18 protein-coding genes and 1 pseudogene are annotated in these 17,633 nt (G+C 38.5%); all 19 read right to left on the bottom strand.

The window, feature by feature from the left end; all coding sequences use genetic code 11:
• Nucleotides 1-110 precede the first annotated feature (110 nt).
• Nucleotides 111-314 (bottom strand): hypothetical protein, encoded by a 204-nt coding sequence (locus E7L28_RS04460; RefSeq protein ID WP_101928200.1) that lies wholly within the window; start codon nucleotides 312-314, stop codon nucleotides 111-113.
• Nucleotides 315-522: 208 nt separating this feature from the next.
• Nucleotides 523-984, bottom strand: a pseudogene (gene tnpA, locus E7L28_RS04465) (IS200/IS605 family transposase).
• A 214-nt stretch (nucleotides 985-1,198) separates the two neighbouring features.
• Nucleotides 1,199-1,648 (bottom strand): dUTP diphosphatase, encoded by a 450-nt coding sequence (dut, locus tag E7L28_RS04470; RefSeq protein ID WP_101928199.1) that lies wholly within the window; start codon nucleotides 1,646-1,648, stop codon nucleotides 1,199-1,201.
• A gap of 10 nt (nucleotides 1,649-1,658) precedes the next feature.
• Nucleotides 1,659-3,728, bottom strand: a complete 2,070-nt coding sequence (locus E7L28_RS04475) for a polyribonucleotide nucleotidyltransferase (protein WP_315306755.1) — start codon at nucleotides 3,726-3,728, stop codon at nucleotides 1,659-1,661.
• Between the two features lie 111 nt (nucleotides 3,729-3,839).
• On the bottom strand, nucleotides 3,840-4,106 hold the full coding sequence (gene rpsO, locus E7L28_RS04480) for a 30S ribosomal protein S15 (RefSeq protein WP_004692991.1): 267 nt from the start codon (nucleotides 4,104-4,106) through the stop codon (nucleotides 3,840-3,842).
• A gap of 171 nt (nucleotides 4,107-4,277) precedes the next feature.
• Entirely contained in the window at nucleotides 4,278-5,075 is a 798-nt protein-coding gene (locus E7L28_RS04485; protein WP_004692990.1) for an ABC transporter ATP-binding protein, read from the bottom strand.
• A 10-nt stretch (nucleotides 5,076-5,085) separates the two neighbouring features.
• A complete protein-coding gene (locus tag E7L28_RS04490) occupies nucleotides 5,086-5,958 on the bottom strand; it encodes an ABC transporter permease (protein ID WP_004697183.1) in 873 nt (290 codons plus the stop codon).
• Between the two features lie 11 nt (nucleotides 5,959-5,969).
• Nucleotides 5,970-6,950, bottom strand: a complete 981-nt coding sequence (locus E7L28_RS04495) for an ABC transporter substrate-binding protein (RefSeq protein WP_021148050.1) — start codon at nucleotides 6,948-6,950, stop codon at nucleotides 5,970-5,972.
• 24 nt (nucleotides 6,951-6,974) lie between these two features.
• Nucleotides 6,975-7,952 carry an ABC transporter substrate-binding protein gene (locus tag E7L28_RS04500; protein WP_004692987.1) on the bottom strand — a complete coding sequence of 326 codons (978 nt, stop codon included), beginning with the start codon at nucleotides 7,950-7,952 and terminating at the stop codon, nucleotides 6,975-6,977.
• 131 nt (nucleotides 7,953-8,083) lie between these two features.
• The gene (locus E7L28_RS04505) at nucleotides 8,084-8,461 is read right to left on the bottom strand and encodes a hypothetical protein (RefSeq protein WP_316101697.1); all 378 of its coding nucleotides are present in this window, start codon (nucleotides 8,459-8,461) and stop codon (nucleotides 8,084-8,086) included.
• A gap of 51 nt (nucleotides 8,462-8,512) precedes the next feature.
• Nucleotides 8,513-9,904: an aminopeptidase gene (locus E7L28_RS04510; RefSeq protein WP_316711457.1), complete on the bottom strand. Its 1,392-nt coding sequence runs from the start codon at nucleotides 9,902-9,904 to the stop codon at nucleotides 8,513-8,515.
• 71 nt (nucleotides 9,905-9,975) lie between these two features.
• Complete coding sequence (locus E7L28_RS04515; RefSeq protein ID WP_316711458.1) at nucleotides 9,976-10,959, bottom strand: 3'-5' exonuclease; 984 nt, start codon at nucleotides 10,957-10,959, stop codon at nucleotides 9,976-9,978.
• Between the two features lie 4 nt (nucleotides 10,960-10,963).
• Nucleotides 10,964-12,004 carry a glycosyltransferase family 9 protein gene (locus tag E7L28_RS04520; protein ID WP_316711459.1) on the bottom strand — a complete coding sequence of 347 codons (1,041 nt, stop codon included), beginning with the start codon at nucleotides 12,002-12,004 and terminating at the stop codon, nucleotides 10,964-10,966.
• Entirely contained in the window at nucleotides 12,004-13,023 is a 1,020-nt protein-coding gene (locus tag E7L28_RS04525) for a glycosyltransferase family 9 protein (RefSeq protein WP_316711460.1), read from the bottom strand. The genes E7L28_RS04520 and E7L28_RS04525 overlap by 1 nt, the downstream gene beginning before the upstream one ends.
• Before the next feature lie 70 nt (nucleotides 13,024-13,093).
• A complete protein-coding gene (locus E7L28_RS04530) occupies nucleotides 13,094-13,588 on the bottom strand; it encodes a D-glycero-alpha-D-manno-heptose-1,7-bisphosphate 7-phosphatase (RefSeq protein ID WP_021148043.1) in 495 nt (164 codons plus the stop codon).
• Nucleotides 13,588-14,553, bottom strand: a complete 966-nt coding sequence (gene rfaD / locus E7L28_RS04535; protein ID WP_316711462.1) for an ADP-glyceromanno-heptose 6-epimerase — start codon at nucleotides 14,551-14,553, stop codon at nucleotides 13,588-13,590. The genes E7L28_RS04530 and rfaD overlap by 1 nt, the downstream gene beginning before the upstream one ends.
• Nucleotides 14,550-16,028: a D-glycero-beta-D-manno-heptose-7-phosphate kinase gene (rfaE1, locus tag E7L28_RS04540; protein ID WP_316711463.1), complete on the bottom strand. Its 1,479-nt coding sequence runs from the start codon at nucleotides 16,026-16,028 to the stop codon at nucleotides 14,550-14,552. The genes rfaD and rfaE1 overlap by 4 nt, the downstream gene beginning before the upstream one ends.
• Before the next feature lie 94 nt (nucleotides 16,029-16,122).
• A complete protein-coding gene (gene gmhA, locus E7L28_RS04545) occupies nucleotides 16,123-16,692 on the bottom strand; it encodes a D-sedoheptulose 7-phosphate isomerase (protein WP_316711464.1) in 570 nt (189 codons plus the stop codon).
• Nucleotides 16,692-17,618, bottom strand: a complete 927-nt coding sequence (locus tag E7L28_RS04550; RefSeq protein WP_316711465.1) for a dipeptidase — start codon at nucleotides 17,616-17,618, stop codon at nucleotides 16,692-16,694. The genes gmhA and E7L28_RS04550 overlap by 1 nt, the downstream gene beginning before the upstream one ends.
• Nucleotides 17,619-17,633 lie beyond the last annotated feature (15 nt).

A 17,633-nucleotide genomic window follows, 5' to 3' on the forward strand; every position in this document is an offset into this window, starting at 1 on the left:
ATTGTAGTAATATTTTTAACATTATTATACGAAAAGATATATGTAAATTTATACGCAAAAAAACCGTCCAACTATGTTGAACGGTTTAAAGTATCACATTAAATATCATATTACGCTAAAGATGCAATAGCTCTTAAGTATACATGTTGTAATAAGCGATTCCCTCTTAACCCATATTGTAGTCGTCGTATCATAGACAAACTAGCTTGGCTATATTTATCATTCTTAGCACGTTTTAAACAACGAATTGTATCTCTTGCTATTATGCGTTGATTTTTAAGCTCGAGCTTATATTCTTCAAGAGTAAAACTCATATTATATCCTCCTTTCCTCAATTATTTATCTTAATAATATCAGTATTTTAACGCAAAAACAATAAATCAGAACCACCCATAAAACTGGTGGTTTGCTCACGGGCTATAAGCCCGTAATACTAGGCCAGCGTCTAAAGGCGCTAGCCTAGTATTACGTTTAAGCCGCATAGGCATTGACTCGTAACATTCTCCTTAAAGAAGATATGTATTACTTGCTACCCTTAAAAGGGTGCTCATATTCTTTTACACTAAGTTTATCTTTCATTTGGTCATGTAAATCTTACTCACGAATATATTTTTTTACGATTGCTTCATTTAAACCTACTGTACTTATATAATACCCCTCGGACCAAAAGTGTCTATTTCCAAATTTATACTTTAAGTTTGCGTGTTTATCGAACATCATTAATGCACTTTTACCTTTTAAATATCCTATAAAAGATGAAACTGCTATTTTAGGTGGGATTAATACTAGCATGTGTACATGATCCGCCATAAGCTCCCCCTCTATAATCTTGACGCCCTTATATTCACATAAACTTCTCAGTATTTCACTTAAACTATTTTTGTATTGATTATATATAACTTTACATCTATACTTAGGTGTAAATACTATGTGGTATTTGCATAACCATTTTGTGTGCGCAAGGCTCTGTGTTTTTGTTACCATATAAAATCACCTTTCTTTTGCATATAATGTGGCTTGAACACCTACATTATACTTAAGCAAGGTGATTTTTTTATATAACTTTCGTTGCCGCCCCCGTATAGCGGGTGGTTTTATGATTCGCGACTACGTCGCGAACCAGTCTAAAGACAATAGTAAAAAGCCGCCCAACTTTAGTTGAGCGGCTTTTACCATTCCATTCAGAATCGTATTGAGTTTACATAGTCCCAGTGCTACCGATACCACCTGTACGAATACCTGTAGCATCATCATCATTTGTAATAAGGTATTTAGAGAATATACCTTGAGCAACGCGTTCGCCTTTTTCAAGGGTAACTGGTTCTTTGCCAAAATTATAGAGAGCGATCATAATATGACCTTCGTTGTCCTCATTGTTGTAGTAATCACTATCAATGATACCTGTGCTATTCACAAGTGCTAAATGGCGTTTAATAGCCATGCTAGATCGGATGTGAATGGCAAGGTATTCGTCGTACGCCATGAAAGCTTTAATACCTGTCGGAACGAGCACTACTTGTCCTGGTTCTAATGTAACAGCTTCAGCACATTCAATATCATAGCCTGCGCTTTCAGTTGTTTTACGAGTTGGTAAGTTGATATCTTGTTCTTCAAAAGCAGAAACTACTTCAAAGCCGCGAATATCCATGTAACACCTCTTATTTTAAACAATCTTTACGGGACAAATTCACACGTCCTTGTTTATCGATTTCGATAACTTTTACCATGATTTCATCCCCTACACTTACTACGTCTTCTACATTTTCAACGCGTTCTTTCGCGAGTTTAGAAATATGTACAAGACCTTCCTTACCTGGTAATACTTCTACAAATGCGCCAAAAGCCATTAGACGAGTTACTTTACCAAGATATACTTCACCTACTTCAACCTCTTTAGTAAGGTTTGTAATAATTTCTTGAGCTTTTGCAGCCCCTTCTTGTTCTACAGAGGCGATAAATACTGTACCATCATCTTCTATGTCAATTTTAGCGCCTGTTTCTTCGATAATACTGCGAATTACTTTACCGCCAGAACCGATTACGTCACGAATCTTATCAGGATCAATTTTCATTGTAATAATACGTGGAGCGTATTGGGACATTTGTTGACGTGGTTCAGCAATTGTATCAAGCATGATGCCCATGATATGCATACGACCTTTGTGAGCTTGTTCTAATGCTTCTTGAAGGATTTCACGGGATAATCCAGAAATCTTGATATCCATTTGAATTGCTGTTACGCCTTTAGCTGTACCAGCAACTTTAAAGTCCATATCTCCGAGAGCATCTTCCATGCCTTGAATATCTGTTAAAATTGTATAGTGTTCCCCTTGAGTTACAAGACCCATAGCGATACCAGCTACAGGCGCTTTAATAGGTACACCAGCATCCATCAAAGATAATGTAGAACCACATACGGAAGCCATGGAGCTAGAACCATTAGATTCCAATACTTCAGATACTAAACGCAAAGCATATGGGAAATCCTCTTCACTTGGAATCACAGGTACCAACGCGCGTTCAGCCAACGCACCATGACCAATTTCACGACGCCCAGGGCCACGGGAAGAACGAGTTTCCCCTACGGAGAAAGATGGGAAATTATAATGATGGATATAACGTTTTTCAGTTTCAACACCAAGGCCATCGATGGTTTGTTTTTCGGATAAAGGCGCTACTGTTGTGACATTCAACACTTGAGTTTGACCACGTGTAAACAAGCCAGAGCCATGTGTACGTGGTAATACACCTGTACGGCAAGAGATTGGACGAACTTCATCAAGTTGACGGCCATCTGGACGGATTTTTTCAACAGTAATCATATGACGCACGATTTCTTTTGTCATTGCATCAAATGCTTTATTTACATCAGCCAAGTTATCTGGGTAGATCTCTTCAAAGTGAGCTAATACATCTGCACGTACTTCATTTTCTTGTGCATCACGTTGTTGTTTATCTGCACAACGAACTGCAGCATCAAGTTTATCATGACCATAGGCACGAACTGCATCACTAATTTCAGCAGGAACATCTTTACATTCAAATACGCGTTTTTCCTTACCTACTTTTGCAGTCATATCTTCTTGGAATGCTACGATTTTTTTGATTTCTTCGTGAGCTGCCATGATAACTTCAAGAATGATATCTTCCGGTACTTCTTCAGCGCCACCTTCAACCATGAGGATAGCATCTTTAGTACCAGCTACAACGATATTAAGATCTGTTTCTTCTAATTGTGCTTTCGTTGGATTTACAACAAATTCACCATTGATACGTCCCATACGAACGCCTGCAATAGGACCATTCCAAGGAACATCAGAAATAGACAATGCCGCAGAAGCACCAATCATACCACAAATGGCTGGATCACAATCTTGGTCCACAGACATAACTGTTGCTACTACGTGTACTTCGTTACGTACACCTTTATTAAATAATGGACGAATAGGACGGTCAATCAAACGGCTATTCAAAATCGCAGACTCAGGTGGACGTGCTTCACGTTTAATGAACCCCCCTGGTAAACGACCAACAGCATACATTTTTTCTTCATAGTCTACTGTAAGTGGGAAGAAGTCAATATCCTTCGCCTCTTTAGAGCCTGTAGCAGTAACGAGTACACGAGTATCGCCATAACCAACCATTACGGCACCGCCAGCTTGTTTTGCAAGTTCCCCAGTCTCAATCGTAAGCGTACGACCAGCTAGGTCCATTTGGAATTGTTCCATTCCTATTCCTCCTAAAAATCTTCTTATATGTATACCTTCTAATTATATATCAATTAAAGCTAAATAGCCAATTCAAAATAAAAAAGCCGTCCTTTAGGACGGCTTTTTTTATTATTTACGAAGACCAAGGCGTTCGATAAGAGAACGATAACGTTCGATATCTTTACGACGAAGGTAGTCAAGCATGTTACGGCGTTGACCAACCAATTTCAACAAACCACGACGGGAATGATGGTCTTTTTTGTGCTCTTTCAAGTGCTCAGTTAAGTATTGAATACGACTTGTTAAAATCGCAACTTGTACTTCTGGAGAACCAGTGTCACCTTCATGAGTAGCGTATTCTTTAATTACTGCTAATTTAGCTTCTGTAGTTAACATTAATGTTACCTCCTAAAAAATTATAATCCCGATAAGCTTAAGTAACCGTTGGAGAATCGAATACTTCGCTTACGATATGTCTTACGACCTAATTTAGTATACAGTATCTGCCCTATCTTGTAAAGCAAAAATACAGTAATTGAACAAAAGATAGATTAGAACTTCCTTCTATTATTTAGCACCTAGCACCATGCGGTCGCTCAGTGCATTTTCACCAGCTACCTCAAACTTTTGAAGTAAGTCCGCAACAGTTAATTGTTTCTTTTCTTCTCCTTTTACATCATAGATAATTCGACCAGCGTCCATCATGATGAGGCGATTACCAAAGCGCAATGCATCACGCATATTATGAGTAATCATAAGAGTTGTTAGATTATGCTCTGCAACAAGTTTATCTGTTAGTTGCAATACATTTTCTGCAGTCTTAGGGTCAAGTGCCGCAGTATGCTCATCCAATAGCAAAAGCTCTGGACGAAGCATGGTAGCCATTAATAATGTAATAGATTGGCGTTGACCACCAGATAGTAGGCCCATACGAGCAGATAAACGTTCTTCAAGTCCTAAACCTAATAATGCAAGGCGTTCCTTAAAGAATGCTTGTTCGCTATCTTTGAAAGCCCATTTAAGACCTAAGCTTTTACCACGGCGCATAGCAAGAATCAAGTTTTCTTCAATTTGCATATTACCAGCAGTACCTACCATAGGATCTTGGAATACACGGCCAATGTATTTAGCACGCTTGTATTCTGGCATTTTTGTTACATCAATATCATTAATTGTAATGGAGCCTTCATCTACTGGGAATACACCGGCGATGGAGTTTAGTAAAGTACTTTTACCAGCACCATTACCACCGATTACAGTACAGAAATCTCCTTCTTCTAGGCGAAGGTTGATGCCTTGTAATGCAGTCTTTTCATTAATTGTGCCCTTAAAGAAGGTTTTTACCATATTTTTTACTTCTAACATAGTGTCCTCCTTAACGAGCCAACCATTTTGCTTTCAATGTAGGTAGGGAAAGCGCTATGGCAACAAGAATTGCAGTGAATAATTTCAAATCATTTGGTGGCATACCCATGTAGAGAACGGCAGCAATAACGATACGATATACTATAGAACCAAGTACTACAGCGATGAGACTGCGTACGAAGGATTTCGTACCAAATACTACTTCACCGATGATTACAGAAGCCAAACCAATAACGATGGTACCAATACCCATGCCTACATCAGCAAAGCCTTGGAATTGACCGATAAGAGCTCCAGACATACCAACAAAGCCATTGGAAATCAAAAGACCAAGAACAATCATATTATCAGTATTTACGCCTTGAGCGCGAATCATTTGAGGGTTAACACCTGTAGCACGTAAGGCTGTACCAATTTCGGTACCGAAGAACCAAAATAAGAGCAAACATACAACTACAGCAACGATAATACCTACGATAGCTGCAGACCACATATTCGGCGTATGGAAAAATCCACCAAGAATCGTATAAATTGTATCCATTCGAAGCAAAGATACATTAGCTTTGCCCATGATGTGAAGGTTTACAGAGTACAGTGCAATCATTGTCAAAATACCAGCCAATAATGCTGGAATTTTTAATTTTGTATGTATCCAACCTGTTACAGCACCGGCTATCATACCACCCACACCGGCAAGTAAAATGGAAAGGATTGGATTCATACCACTTGTAATTAAAATAGCAGAAATGGCTGCCCCCATTGGGAACGTGCCTTCCACGGTTAAGTCAGCCACATCTAATACACGGAAGGTTATGAATACACCAACCGCTAACAAAGACCATAAAAGGCCTGTGGTTATGGTGCCTACCACTAAATCTAACATCAAATTCTCCTCTATTGTTTCATATCTTTACGAAGAGCTTCAGGAATCGTAATGCCTAATTTTTTAGCACGTTCTTCGTTAACAGTTAACTTAATCTCTTTTTGTGTCTCAATAGCTAAGTCTGCAATTTTTGCTTCTCCTGCAAGAACTTTAGCAGCCATTAAACCTGTTTGATAACCCAATTGATAGTAATCAACAGAATATGTTGCTACACCACCAGTCATTGTCATACCTTCATCGGCAGCAAATACTGGGATTTTAGCAGCATCTGTGATTTGTGCCAAGTTAGCCATAGCGGATGCCAATACATTATCTGTTGGTGTATAAATAGCTTGCACATCTTGATTTACAAGATTTGTAGCCGCTTGTTGAATATCATTTACATTGGAAACAGTCGCCTCTACAACAGTAATACCTTTTGTAGCAGCATAGGCTTTCATTTTTTCAACTTGCAATTGGGAGTTGATTTCAGAGGATGTATAAATGGCACCAATGCGCTTTACATTCGGTACTAATGCTATGATAAGATCAACCTCTTTTTCAACAGGTGTCATATCGGATGTACCAGATACATTACCACCAGGGTGTTCGTTAGATTGAACGAGTTTAGCTGTCACGTAGTCTGTAATAGCTGTACCCATGATTGGCATGTCATGAGAAGCATTTGCCATCGTCTGAGCCGCAGGCGTTGCAATAGCTAATACTAAATCTTTTTTATCAGATACGAAACGTTGTGCAATACTATTGAGATTGGATTGATCGGCCTGTGCATTTTGTTGGTCAATTCTAATGTTTTGACCATCCTTATATCCTTTAGCTGCTAAACCATCTACGAAGCCTTTATTAGCAGCATCAAGAGATGGATGTTCTACTAATTGAATAACACCAATTTTCTTTTGGTCATTAGTTGCGGTATTGGAACCACAACCTGCTACCATTGCCATAACAGCAATGGCACTAAGTGCCACTGCAATACTTTTTTTCCAGTTCATGTATAACTCCTTACCAGATATGTATTAAATCATAGTCGCCTTGTTCATCAAATCCTCTGGTAAGGTGATGCCCAATTTTTCTAATTTATCTTTTCCCACAACTAATTTAAATTCTTTCTGCATTTCGATAGGCATATCTTCAACTTTAGCTTCACCAGTTAGAATTTTAGCTGCCATTAAGCCGGTTTGGTAACCGAGTTTGTAGTAATCTACAGACAAGGACATAACTGCCCCACCTTTTACGTGGTTATCTTCACCGCCAAACACAGGAATTTTTGCTGGATCGGTAATAGCTACAAGATTGCTCATCGCTGAAGCTACCACATTATCTGTTGGCACATAAACTGCATCCACACGTTGAGATACGAGATTTTGTGCCGCTTGTTGAATATCGTTTACATTGGAAACTGTAACTTCTTCAACTTTAATGCCTTTTGTAGCTGCATAAGCTTTCATCTTCTCCACTTGAATTTGAGAATTTACTTCGCTAGAGCTATAAATAGTGCCGATTGTTTTAGCATTTGGCATTACTTGTAAAATTAAATCTACTTGTTGCTCTACTGGATTCATGTCGGATGTACCAGACACATTACCACCAGGTTTTTGATTGGATTTAACAAGTTTAGCTGCCTCGTAATCAGTAATAGCTGTACCTAAAATTGGAATATCATGAGTTGCATTCGCCATGGATTGAGCCGCTGGCGTAGCAATTGCTAAAATCAAGTTTTTCCGATCGGATACGAAACGCTGTGCAATGCTATTCAAATTAGATTGATCTGCTTGCGCATTTTGTTGATCAAAAGTAATCTTTTCTGCCAAACCTTTTTCTTTTAGCGCATCAACAAAACCTTTATTTGCCGCATCTAATGCAGGATGCTCTACCAGTTGTACAACACCAACTTTGTATTCACCATTCGATGTAGTTCCATTTGAGCCACAACCTGTAAACGCCAACAATGCTGTCGCTGTGAGCGCCAAAGCAATACCTTTTTTCAAGTTCATGGGGATTTCCTTCCTATCTGCAAAGATTATAATACTTTTATTATAAACAAATTTATCTACTACATCAATGTAGCAGATTAAAGTATTTTACATTTGTCCATTTATAGAACACATTAAGATATGAAATCCTTTTACTTTTCAAGAGACGCTAACATGTCTTCTGTTAAATCATTAGCTGCTAAAATATAGCCCTTAAGAGTCCCTTTATCGAGAGCTACTTTCATAACAGGCACTTCAAATGGGTCCAAGATGACGCACATTAGAATTTCACCCGTTACATAGTAACCAACCACTGCTTCCCCTTCTTCAGGATCTAAGGTTTCACGTTTTACAGTAACACAGTATGGTCTCATAACCTGTGCTGCTGCTTCTGCTACCTCTTCACGATTAGCAATATATTCTTCAACCTTCGTTTCAGGAATGTCAAAGATATCTACCTTTACAGTCTTGACCTCTGTAGCCTCTCCTTTGGCAGACTCTATAGCTGCGCCTAATTCTGTTTGCTTCATATATACCTCACATAGAATGGACTTTCACCATTGGTGAAAGCCCCCATTATCTTAGATTGATTCATCAGTTGCATTTAAGAACGCCACATAACATTGTTTAGCCTCGTAAATATCAGCCTTAGATGTAACCTCCCAAGGAGCATGCATGCTAAGTACGGCTACACCACAGTCGATGACATTCATACCATAAAGAGCCATGATGTACGCGATGGTGCCACCACCACCCAAATCAACCTTACCAAGTTCAGCAGTTTGATAAGTTACATTGTTAGATTCCATGACACGACGAATAAAGCCCATATACTCAGCATTCGCATCGTTAGAACCAGCTTTACCACGAGAGCCTGTAAATTTATTAAATACTACACCCATACCAAGGTAAGAAGCATTTTTCTTTTCATACGCCGATGCATAAAGCGGATCATAGCCTGCACTTACATCGGAGGACAACATACGAGATTTCTCCAATGTACGACGTACACTTACAGAATTAGGTTTGCCCATAAGTGTTAAAATTTCAGCCACAGCATTTTCAAAGAAGCGTGATTGCATACCTGTAGCACCTACAGAACCAATTTCCTCTTTATCTACAAGTAAGCAACAAGTAGTACGCTTTACAGAATCCACTTCAAGCATTGCTACCAAGGATGTGTAGGCACACACGCGGTCATCTTGACCATACGCCATTATCATGGAACGATCAAAACCCATATCACGTGCTTTACCAGCTGGTACAATTTCTAATTCTGCAGACAATAAGTCACGTTCAATAAATCCATACTCTTTTTCAAGAAGGCTATTAATAAATTTAGTACCCCCTTCTTTTTCTTCATCTTTAACTGGACGGCTACCGATGAGTAAATCAAGAGCTTCCCCTTCAATTACTTTAGCTGCATTCTTTTGCATTTGTTCTTGCCCCAAGTGAGGTAACAGGTCAGTAATGCAAAACACAGGATCCGTTTCTTTATCACCAATATTAATATTAATACGGGTACCATCTGTTTTTACCACAACGCCATGAATGGCAAGAGGCATAGCTACCCAATGATATTTTTTAATACCTCCATAGTAATGAGTATCCCAAAATACTAAATTACTATCCTCATATTGTGGATTTTGCTTTACATCGATGCGTGGAGAATCAATATGAGCACCTAAAATATTCATACCCAATTCAATATCATCAATACCAATATTAAATAAAGCAATAGATTTATCCATATGTGTGTAATAAATCTTATCACCAGCTTTGATTGACGTATTGCTTTTAATAATATCATTTAGATTTACGTAGCCCTTTGCTTCTGCAAATTCTACAGCTTGCACAACACATTCACGTTCTGTTTTACCATTATCTAAAAATTGACGATATGTATCACTCAAAGCATATACTTTTTTCATAGTGGCATCATCATAATTATGCCATGCATATTTACGTTCCATAATCTATCCTTTCTAAAAGTTCATATTCAAATATATACTACAAATCAGAAAATGAACTTGAATTTACATAACTATTTTTGGTGGATTTTTTCATGTTCCGCCTTACGATACTCTAAATATTTTCGCTCTTTTTCGCGATTGATTTCAGACTTCTGAGTGTATAGAGAACGAATTTCGTCTGTACAATGAGTTAATACCTTAGTAACGTAAAAGTTACTATTGCCGGACTTAATCGTATACTTTCCAACTTTAAGTTGCACCGCAAAATCGCCATGTTTAGGACATACTCCGATGGCTAGGTGCTTATCCCCTTGTAATCGTTCAGGTCTTGTCATTTCTAAACGTGTTTCACAGTACGGACAGAAGGACATACGTACTCTTCTATCATGAACAATACGTTTTTTCTCAGAGAAATTTTCATACATAAAAAATGTCAAAATAGGAGGATATAGGAAAGGATTGTTACTTTCCTTGCGAATTAGATCATAATGTAAAATTCCTTGTGCAATATCTAGAGTCTGACATATATGAGCCGTAAAGACAGCATCGTGCAAAGCATTGTGAGCAGATAAGTGCTCCGTCGATATATTGAGATCCTCCATAGCATGTGCCACAGAATACTGCTGATTTGTTCCATATCGTTGATAAGAATAAATCATTTGCGCGTCAACCCATTGATCATAAGATAATGCTTTCATCTTATGGAGCATAAGGTTCTCTCGTAGGATGAGAATATCGTCTGATCCCCAAGAAAGCAGCATATATTCATCACCACACCATTTTTGAAAGTACTGCATAGCCGTCTTGAATGGCACACCATGATTGAGCTCATGGGTAGTTATCCCTGTCAACTCACGCACATGTTTATGCATCCGTGGCAGATATTGAGGTTTGATGAACATCGTAAAATGATCTATAATGTCCATCTTTTCATTCAGTTTTACCGCTCCGATTTGAATGATTTCCCCTGTCAACGGCATTTTTGTGCGCTTCATAAAGCTAATGTCATTGCTATAGGGTTGATTCCATTCTAAATCAAATACAATATAGTTCATATGTTTATTTCGATTCTAAAAGCAATGTTTCCGCTGCTTTAATAACCTGTTCTTCAGAAATTACAGATAAACCTTTATAATTTCCTTCTTTAATAATTTTTTTCATGCTTTTACCAATCTCATAAGAATCCATCGTTTCTAAAACGATAGCATGAGCTTGATAAGGTCCATAAAAGAATGGATTTGATGGACCATACAGTGCCACAATTGGCACACCTTGACTGATTCCTACATGCATCGGTCCAGAGTCATTAGTAATCAACAGATTACAACGGCCCATAGCAGCTGCCAAAGGCCCTAACTGAAATTTTCCTGTAGCCACAATAGGCTTTCTTTCCATTTGTTCCACTACGGGCTGCACCATTTCAAGGTCCATAGGTCCCCCAAAGAAAATCGTCTTATAACCTAAACGCCCAAAGTAATCTGCTACATGAGCAAAACGTTCAGCAGGCCAGCGTTTCTCAGGAACGGCGCTACCGATATTAAAACCAATGAGTATATCAGTATCAGTTAATCCATGTGTACCGTAAAACTCTTGAGCCTGACGACGCCATTCTTCACAGGTTTCAATATGTAAACCAGAGTTAGAAGTATCTGTTACACCTAATTGCTCTAGAACATTAATGTACATGTCCGCAGCATGACGAGTTTTACGATCTAACCGCGTATACTTTGTCATGAATGGTCTAAATAGAAAGTGGCTCATACCAGTTGTGATAGGTGCATGAATTTTCCATGCTAAATATGAAGTACGCTCATTAGGATGTAAATTAATGACAATGTCAGGTTTTCCCTTAGCATTGATTTCACGAGCAACTTCATTAAGACCTGAAATGCTATTATGGCGACCTTTTTTATCTACAACGATAAGTTCATCAATATTTGGATTATATTCCATGACTTGTTGTAATTTTTCATCTATTACATACGTAATATGACTATGAGGAGCCGCTTTGCGAAGCACTTCTAAAAATGGAGTCGTTAATATAACATCTCCTAAATGCATTAAAAAGGTTACCACAATGCGCTTATAATCTAGTTCCATTATAGTTCCTTTCCAAGTACTTGTTCATACACTGACCATACTGCGTCTACAGGAATTTGTGCCATACAGTCTGGATCATCTACTAGTGGTTGCTCAGGAGTAGCCTTAGATGTAGGTGAAATAATGAGATGTACATGACTGCCACCATAAGGACCTGTACGCTTAGGAGATGTTGTGCCAAACATGGCAATCAAAGGACGCTTCAAGGCATTTGCAATATGCAATGGTCCCGTATCGGCACTAATAAAAATTTGACAATGACGAATCAACTCAATGAGTTCAGGCATTGTTGTAGATCCCACTAAATTAATGAGATTATCATTCTTTACGTAGTTCTCAATAAAAATACCCTTCTCTGCGTCATCAGGGGCACCGGCAATAACAACCTTCTTACCAGATTCACATAAACGAATACAAAATTCTCCAAAATTAAGAAGTGGCCACTCCTTAACAATCCATCGTGCCCCTGGTACAACTACAATATATTCATCATCTACACCATGGCATTTCAACTTTTGTTTTATGGATTTCTCAGCCTCAACGTAGGCTGGCATAGGAAATTCAATCTCCTCTACCTCGCCACCAAGTGCACGTACAGTATCAAGATACCGTTCGATAACATGGTCGTATTTATGCTCACCTACTAAGGCTTTATTAACTAGATTACTTCCTTCCCGAAGCTCCCAGTAGCCATACTTTTCAGGTGAACCAGATAATAAAGATACAATGGCGCTTTTAGCAATACATTGAAGGTCCAAGGTCATATCAAAATGACGACTATGCAAATCTTTACGCAATTGATATAAATAAGCAGGCTTTTTGAGTCGTTTTTTATCGATAATAATCACATCATCGACCCAAGGTGTACCATGTAAGAGGCTAGCGAATTGCTCATGAATAGCCCATGTAATACGTGCATTAGGCCAATTCTTACGCACAGCATACAAGGTAGGCAATGCGTGAATTACATCACCTAAGGAACTCATCTTAATGATGAGTATATTCTTGTAATCTTTCATAAAGCCTCCCCAAATACAACACAACAAACCCAAATATATTCTTCCGAAATAAACTAAATGGAATAAATGATTAAATTATTGTTTTAATGAAATCCAATAGATTAGAGCCTTTAAATAGGTACCCCTTAATGCCAGCAGCCTCAGCTGCATCAACATCACGCTGACTGTCGCCTATAAGGAAACTCTCTGCAGGATTTACATTATAATCCTTAATGGCTTGATTAATCATGCCAGGTTTAGGTTTTCTACATTCACACTCTACCGCGTATAATGGAACAGATCCTTCTTTATGATGAGGGCAGTAATAGAAATGTAAAATCGGTGCACCACCGCGGTCTAGTTCATGAGCCATATAGTCATGTAAAATTTGAACATCAGATTCTTTATAATAACCACGAGCTACACCACTCTGATTTGTCACTACAATGAGATCATAGCCCTTACTATGAGCATAAGCAAGGGCCTCTTTTGCACCATCTACCCACTCTAAATCGCTTATTTTATATAGATAACTAACATCCTTGTTAATAACACCATCGCGATCTAAAAATAATACCTTGCGCATTAACGTAAATATCCTTCGTTATTATCTAATAGTTCACAATATTCTTTAACGGCATCTTCCATTTTATGGAACCCTTTATCATAGCCAGCAGCTAACAATTTAGTAGTATCAGCCTCTGTAAAGCTTTGGTATTTGCCTTTTAACACCTCTGGGAATGGCACATATTCAATTTTGCCTTGACCATTGTAGTCGATAACAGCTTGCATGAATTGGTTAAAGCTATGAGCATTACCTGTACCACAGTTGAAAGTACCAGAGATTTCAGGATGCTCCCAGAAATAGAAGTTTACATTAACTACGTCTTTTACATAGATAAAGTCACGGGTTTGCCCACCATCTTCGTAGCCATCCGTACCTTCAAATAGGTTAATGATACCTGTTTCTTTATTTTTGTAAAACATTTGGCGTACTAAAGAAGCCATTTTATCTTTATGAGCTTCATTAGGACCATATACGTTAAAGTAACGTAAACCAACCACTTGTGCAGTATATTCATCTTCATATTTGCGTACATAACGGTCGAATAACAGCTTAGAATACGCATATGGATTAAGTGCTTCTTCAGCTTCAGGCTTTTCTACGAAACCATTTGTACCATTACCATATGTAGATGCAGAGGATGCATAGATAAATGGGATACGGCGGTCTTGGCAATAATGGAATAGATTTTTAGAACCTTCATAGTTGTTCTTCATCATGTATTTGCCATTATATTCCATTGTGTCTGCACAAGCGCCTTCATGGAATAGGACTTCAATTGGGCCCACATCAAATGTACCATCAGCAATAGCACAATCAAAATCATCACAATCGATGTAATCTAGAAATTCTAGGTTTTGAATATTGCGAATCTTACGACCATCTGTAAGATCATCAACGATGAGAATATCTGTACGACCACGATCATTCAGTGCTTTCACAATATTACTGCCAATAAAACCAGCACCACCTGTTACGATAATCATAATTTGCCCTCCTTAGCCATAGTGGCTATTTTCCCTACAATATCTGATGTAGAGTAACCTTCTTTAAACGAAAGAACCTCTACATTGTCAACGGACTCCCGTCCGATAATATCTTCTATTTTGTAATCTCCGCCCTTAACAAGAGTATTGGGACGTAAGTATGCTAGTAATTCAGCCGGCGTATTTTCTTCAAATAACACAACCCCATCGATGCATCGCAGCGCACTCAACAAGGCCGCTCTATCCTCTTCACTTACGATGGGCCGTGTTTTCCCTTTTAAGCGTTGAACAGATAAATCAGAATTTAATCCAATGATTAAATGATCCCCCAGTTGTGCAGCCTCTTGTAAATACGTGATATGTCCACGATGAAGAATGTCAAAACAACCATTTGTGAACACTACTGTTTCACCTTTGCTTTGCCATTGTGAAACGAGTTCTTTCATTTCTTCCTTTGTATATAATGGTTTAGATTGAATACTATGTTTATAGGAATGCCATAAGTCTAATAGCTCAGAACGATGTATTGGATACGTACCAACCTTAGATACTACGATACCCGCTGCACCATTGGCAATATGCAAGGCTAAACGCATCGATAAACCACTTGCAAGACAGGTCATCATCATGGATACAACGGTATCTCCTGCACCACTCACATCGAATACCTCTTGTTGAGTAGCAGGGTTATGCCATGTACGGCCATCCTTTGCAATAACCGTAATCCCTTTTGCAGAGCGCGTAGCTACAATATAATCTAAATCTACAGTAGTGAGTACAGACTTAGCAGCCTCTACGATGGTAGCATCATCATTTTCTAATTTACGGCCTACACATTCACCAAGTTCTTTCACATTCGGTGTAATACATGTAGCACCATTGTATTTAGACCAATTAGCACCCTTAGGATCTACGATTGTTTGCACACCATATTCCTTAGCCAAACTAAAGATTGTCTTCAATAAGGTAGGTGTACAAACGCCTTTACCATAATCGGATACGACAATACCATCAATACCAACTTTACATAGATTTTCAAGCCAACTAGATAGTTGTTGCTCTTCTTGGTACGTTAGATCTGTAATCGTTTCAAAATCAAGACGCATCATCTGTTGACGATCACCTAAGATGCGCATCTTAGTAATAGTAGAGCGGTCATCACTAGTGATTAAACCAGTTGTATCGATCTTATCAGTATCAAGTAAATGTTGTAATAAACGGCCATGGTCATCATTACCGGCTAATGCACCAAGATACACCTTACAGTCTAAATTAGACAAATTAGATGCAACATTACCAGCTCCACCAAGGACCTCTTTCATCTTGGACACGCGGTTTACAGGAACCGGTGCTTCTGGAGAAATACGACTTACATCACCAAAAACATAACGATCTACCATTACATCACCTACAACGGCAATCTTTAAGTTTGGTAGTTGTTTTGTTAAAAATTGATTAATGGTAGTATTTATCATAATCCACCTATTCCTTACCCAAATATACATGTCTTCTTATTTATAATAAACCTTTGTTTGAAATAGCATGTACCTATATCTAATAACCTAGTGGTTAGTAATCTTCTTCAATGATTTCACACATAATGTGGCCAGCTAAGATATGCATTTCTTGAATGCGCGCCGTCACATGGCTAGGAATCGCCAATGTAATATCACATAGTTCAGCTAATTTGCCACCACCTTCACCGGTGAAAGCAATGGTATGCATCCCAATAGAGCGAGCCATTTCAGCCGCTTTCACAACATTCTTGGAATTCCCAGAGGTGGAAATACCGATAAGAACATCACCTGTACGGCCTAAGCCCTCCACTTGACGAGCAAAAACAGCATCAAAATCATAATCATTGGCAATAGCTGTTAAAGCAGATGTATCTGTCGTTAATGCAACAGCCGCAAAAGAACGGCGTTCTTTTTTGAAACGACCGATTAATTCTGCCGCTAAATGTTGAGAGTCCGCAGCAGAACCACCATTACCACAGAATAAAATTTTATTACCATTATCGATAGCTGTCTTACAGCGATATCCGATTTCTTGAATGGTATCCATATGTTCCATCGTCTTACCAAACACTTCGAGATGCTCAGTAAAACGCTCAGCAATGATTGGATTTAAATCAGTCATTATAAAATCTCCTTTAGTAGTCTATCTGCATTTTTCCAGAACAACTTTTCACACTGCTCCACAGATAAGCCTGCCTCTCTAAATGCATCATAAAGACGACTTATTTGAGACATATCTGCAATCTCTGTATCTGGTGGAATCCCATCAAAATCAGTTCCCAATGCCACTACCTCTTCACCGCCCTTGTCGATGAGATATAGACCGTGCTTTACAATATCTTCAATGCGACTAACTGGCGATGTGCCGAGAAAATTCTGTGCAAAATTAAGTCCTATAATACCGCCCTTATTAGCGATAAGTCTAATAAGATTATCCGGCAAATTTCGCGTATGAGCCCTAACTTTCCGTGCATTTGAATGGGATGCTATAAAAGGAACATCTAGAATATCTCCTAGTTGCTCTGTACCAGCATCATTGAGATGTGAGCAGTCAACGATCATCCCTAAATCTTGCATAGCCTCAACAAATTCAACACCTTTAGATGTTAATTTTTTATGTTGCTCACCACAATGTGGCTCGCCAAGACCATTCGGATAATTCCACGTTAGTGTTATAAGTCTAACTCCATCTTGGTAAGCTTGGTTAAGTTTATTCAAATCGCCACCTAGCACGCCACCTTCTTCAATAGACATGAGCGCCCCAATCTTACCAGACTTGTATACAGACTCTATATCTTGATAAGAGAGCACATGTTGTATGTGCTCTCCATAGTGATGAATTTGTGATACACACAAATTACGCATCTCTTCATAGCGACCATAAGGGTCATTCGTTTCACCAATATTAATAAAGAGCGCAAAGTCTTGTATCTTGCTATGAGCCTTTTGTAATTTTTCTATATCTATTTTCCAAGTATTACGATATAAATCACCACTATCAGGATGATCTAGCAGTTGCATCATCGTATCGCAATGTAAATCTATCATAAAGCCTCACACATT

Origin of the sequence: Veillonella parvula (genome assembly GCF_032575955.1) — a bacterium.
Taxonomy (GTDB): Bacteria; Bacillota; Negativicutes; order Veillonellales; family Veillonellaceae; genus Veillonella; species Veillonella parvula_J.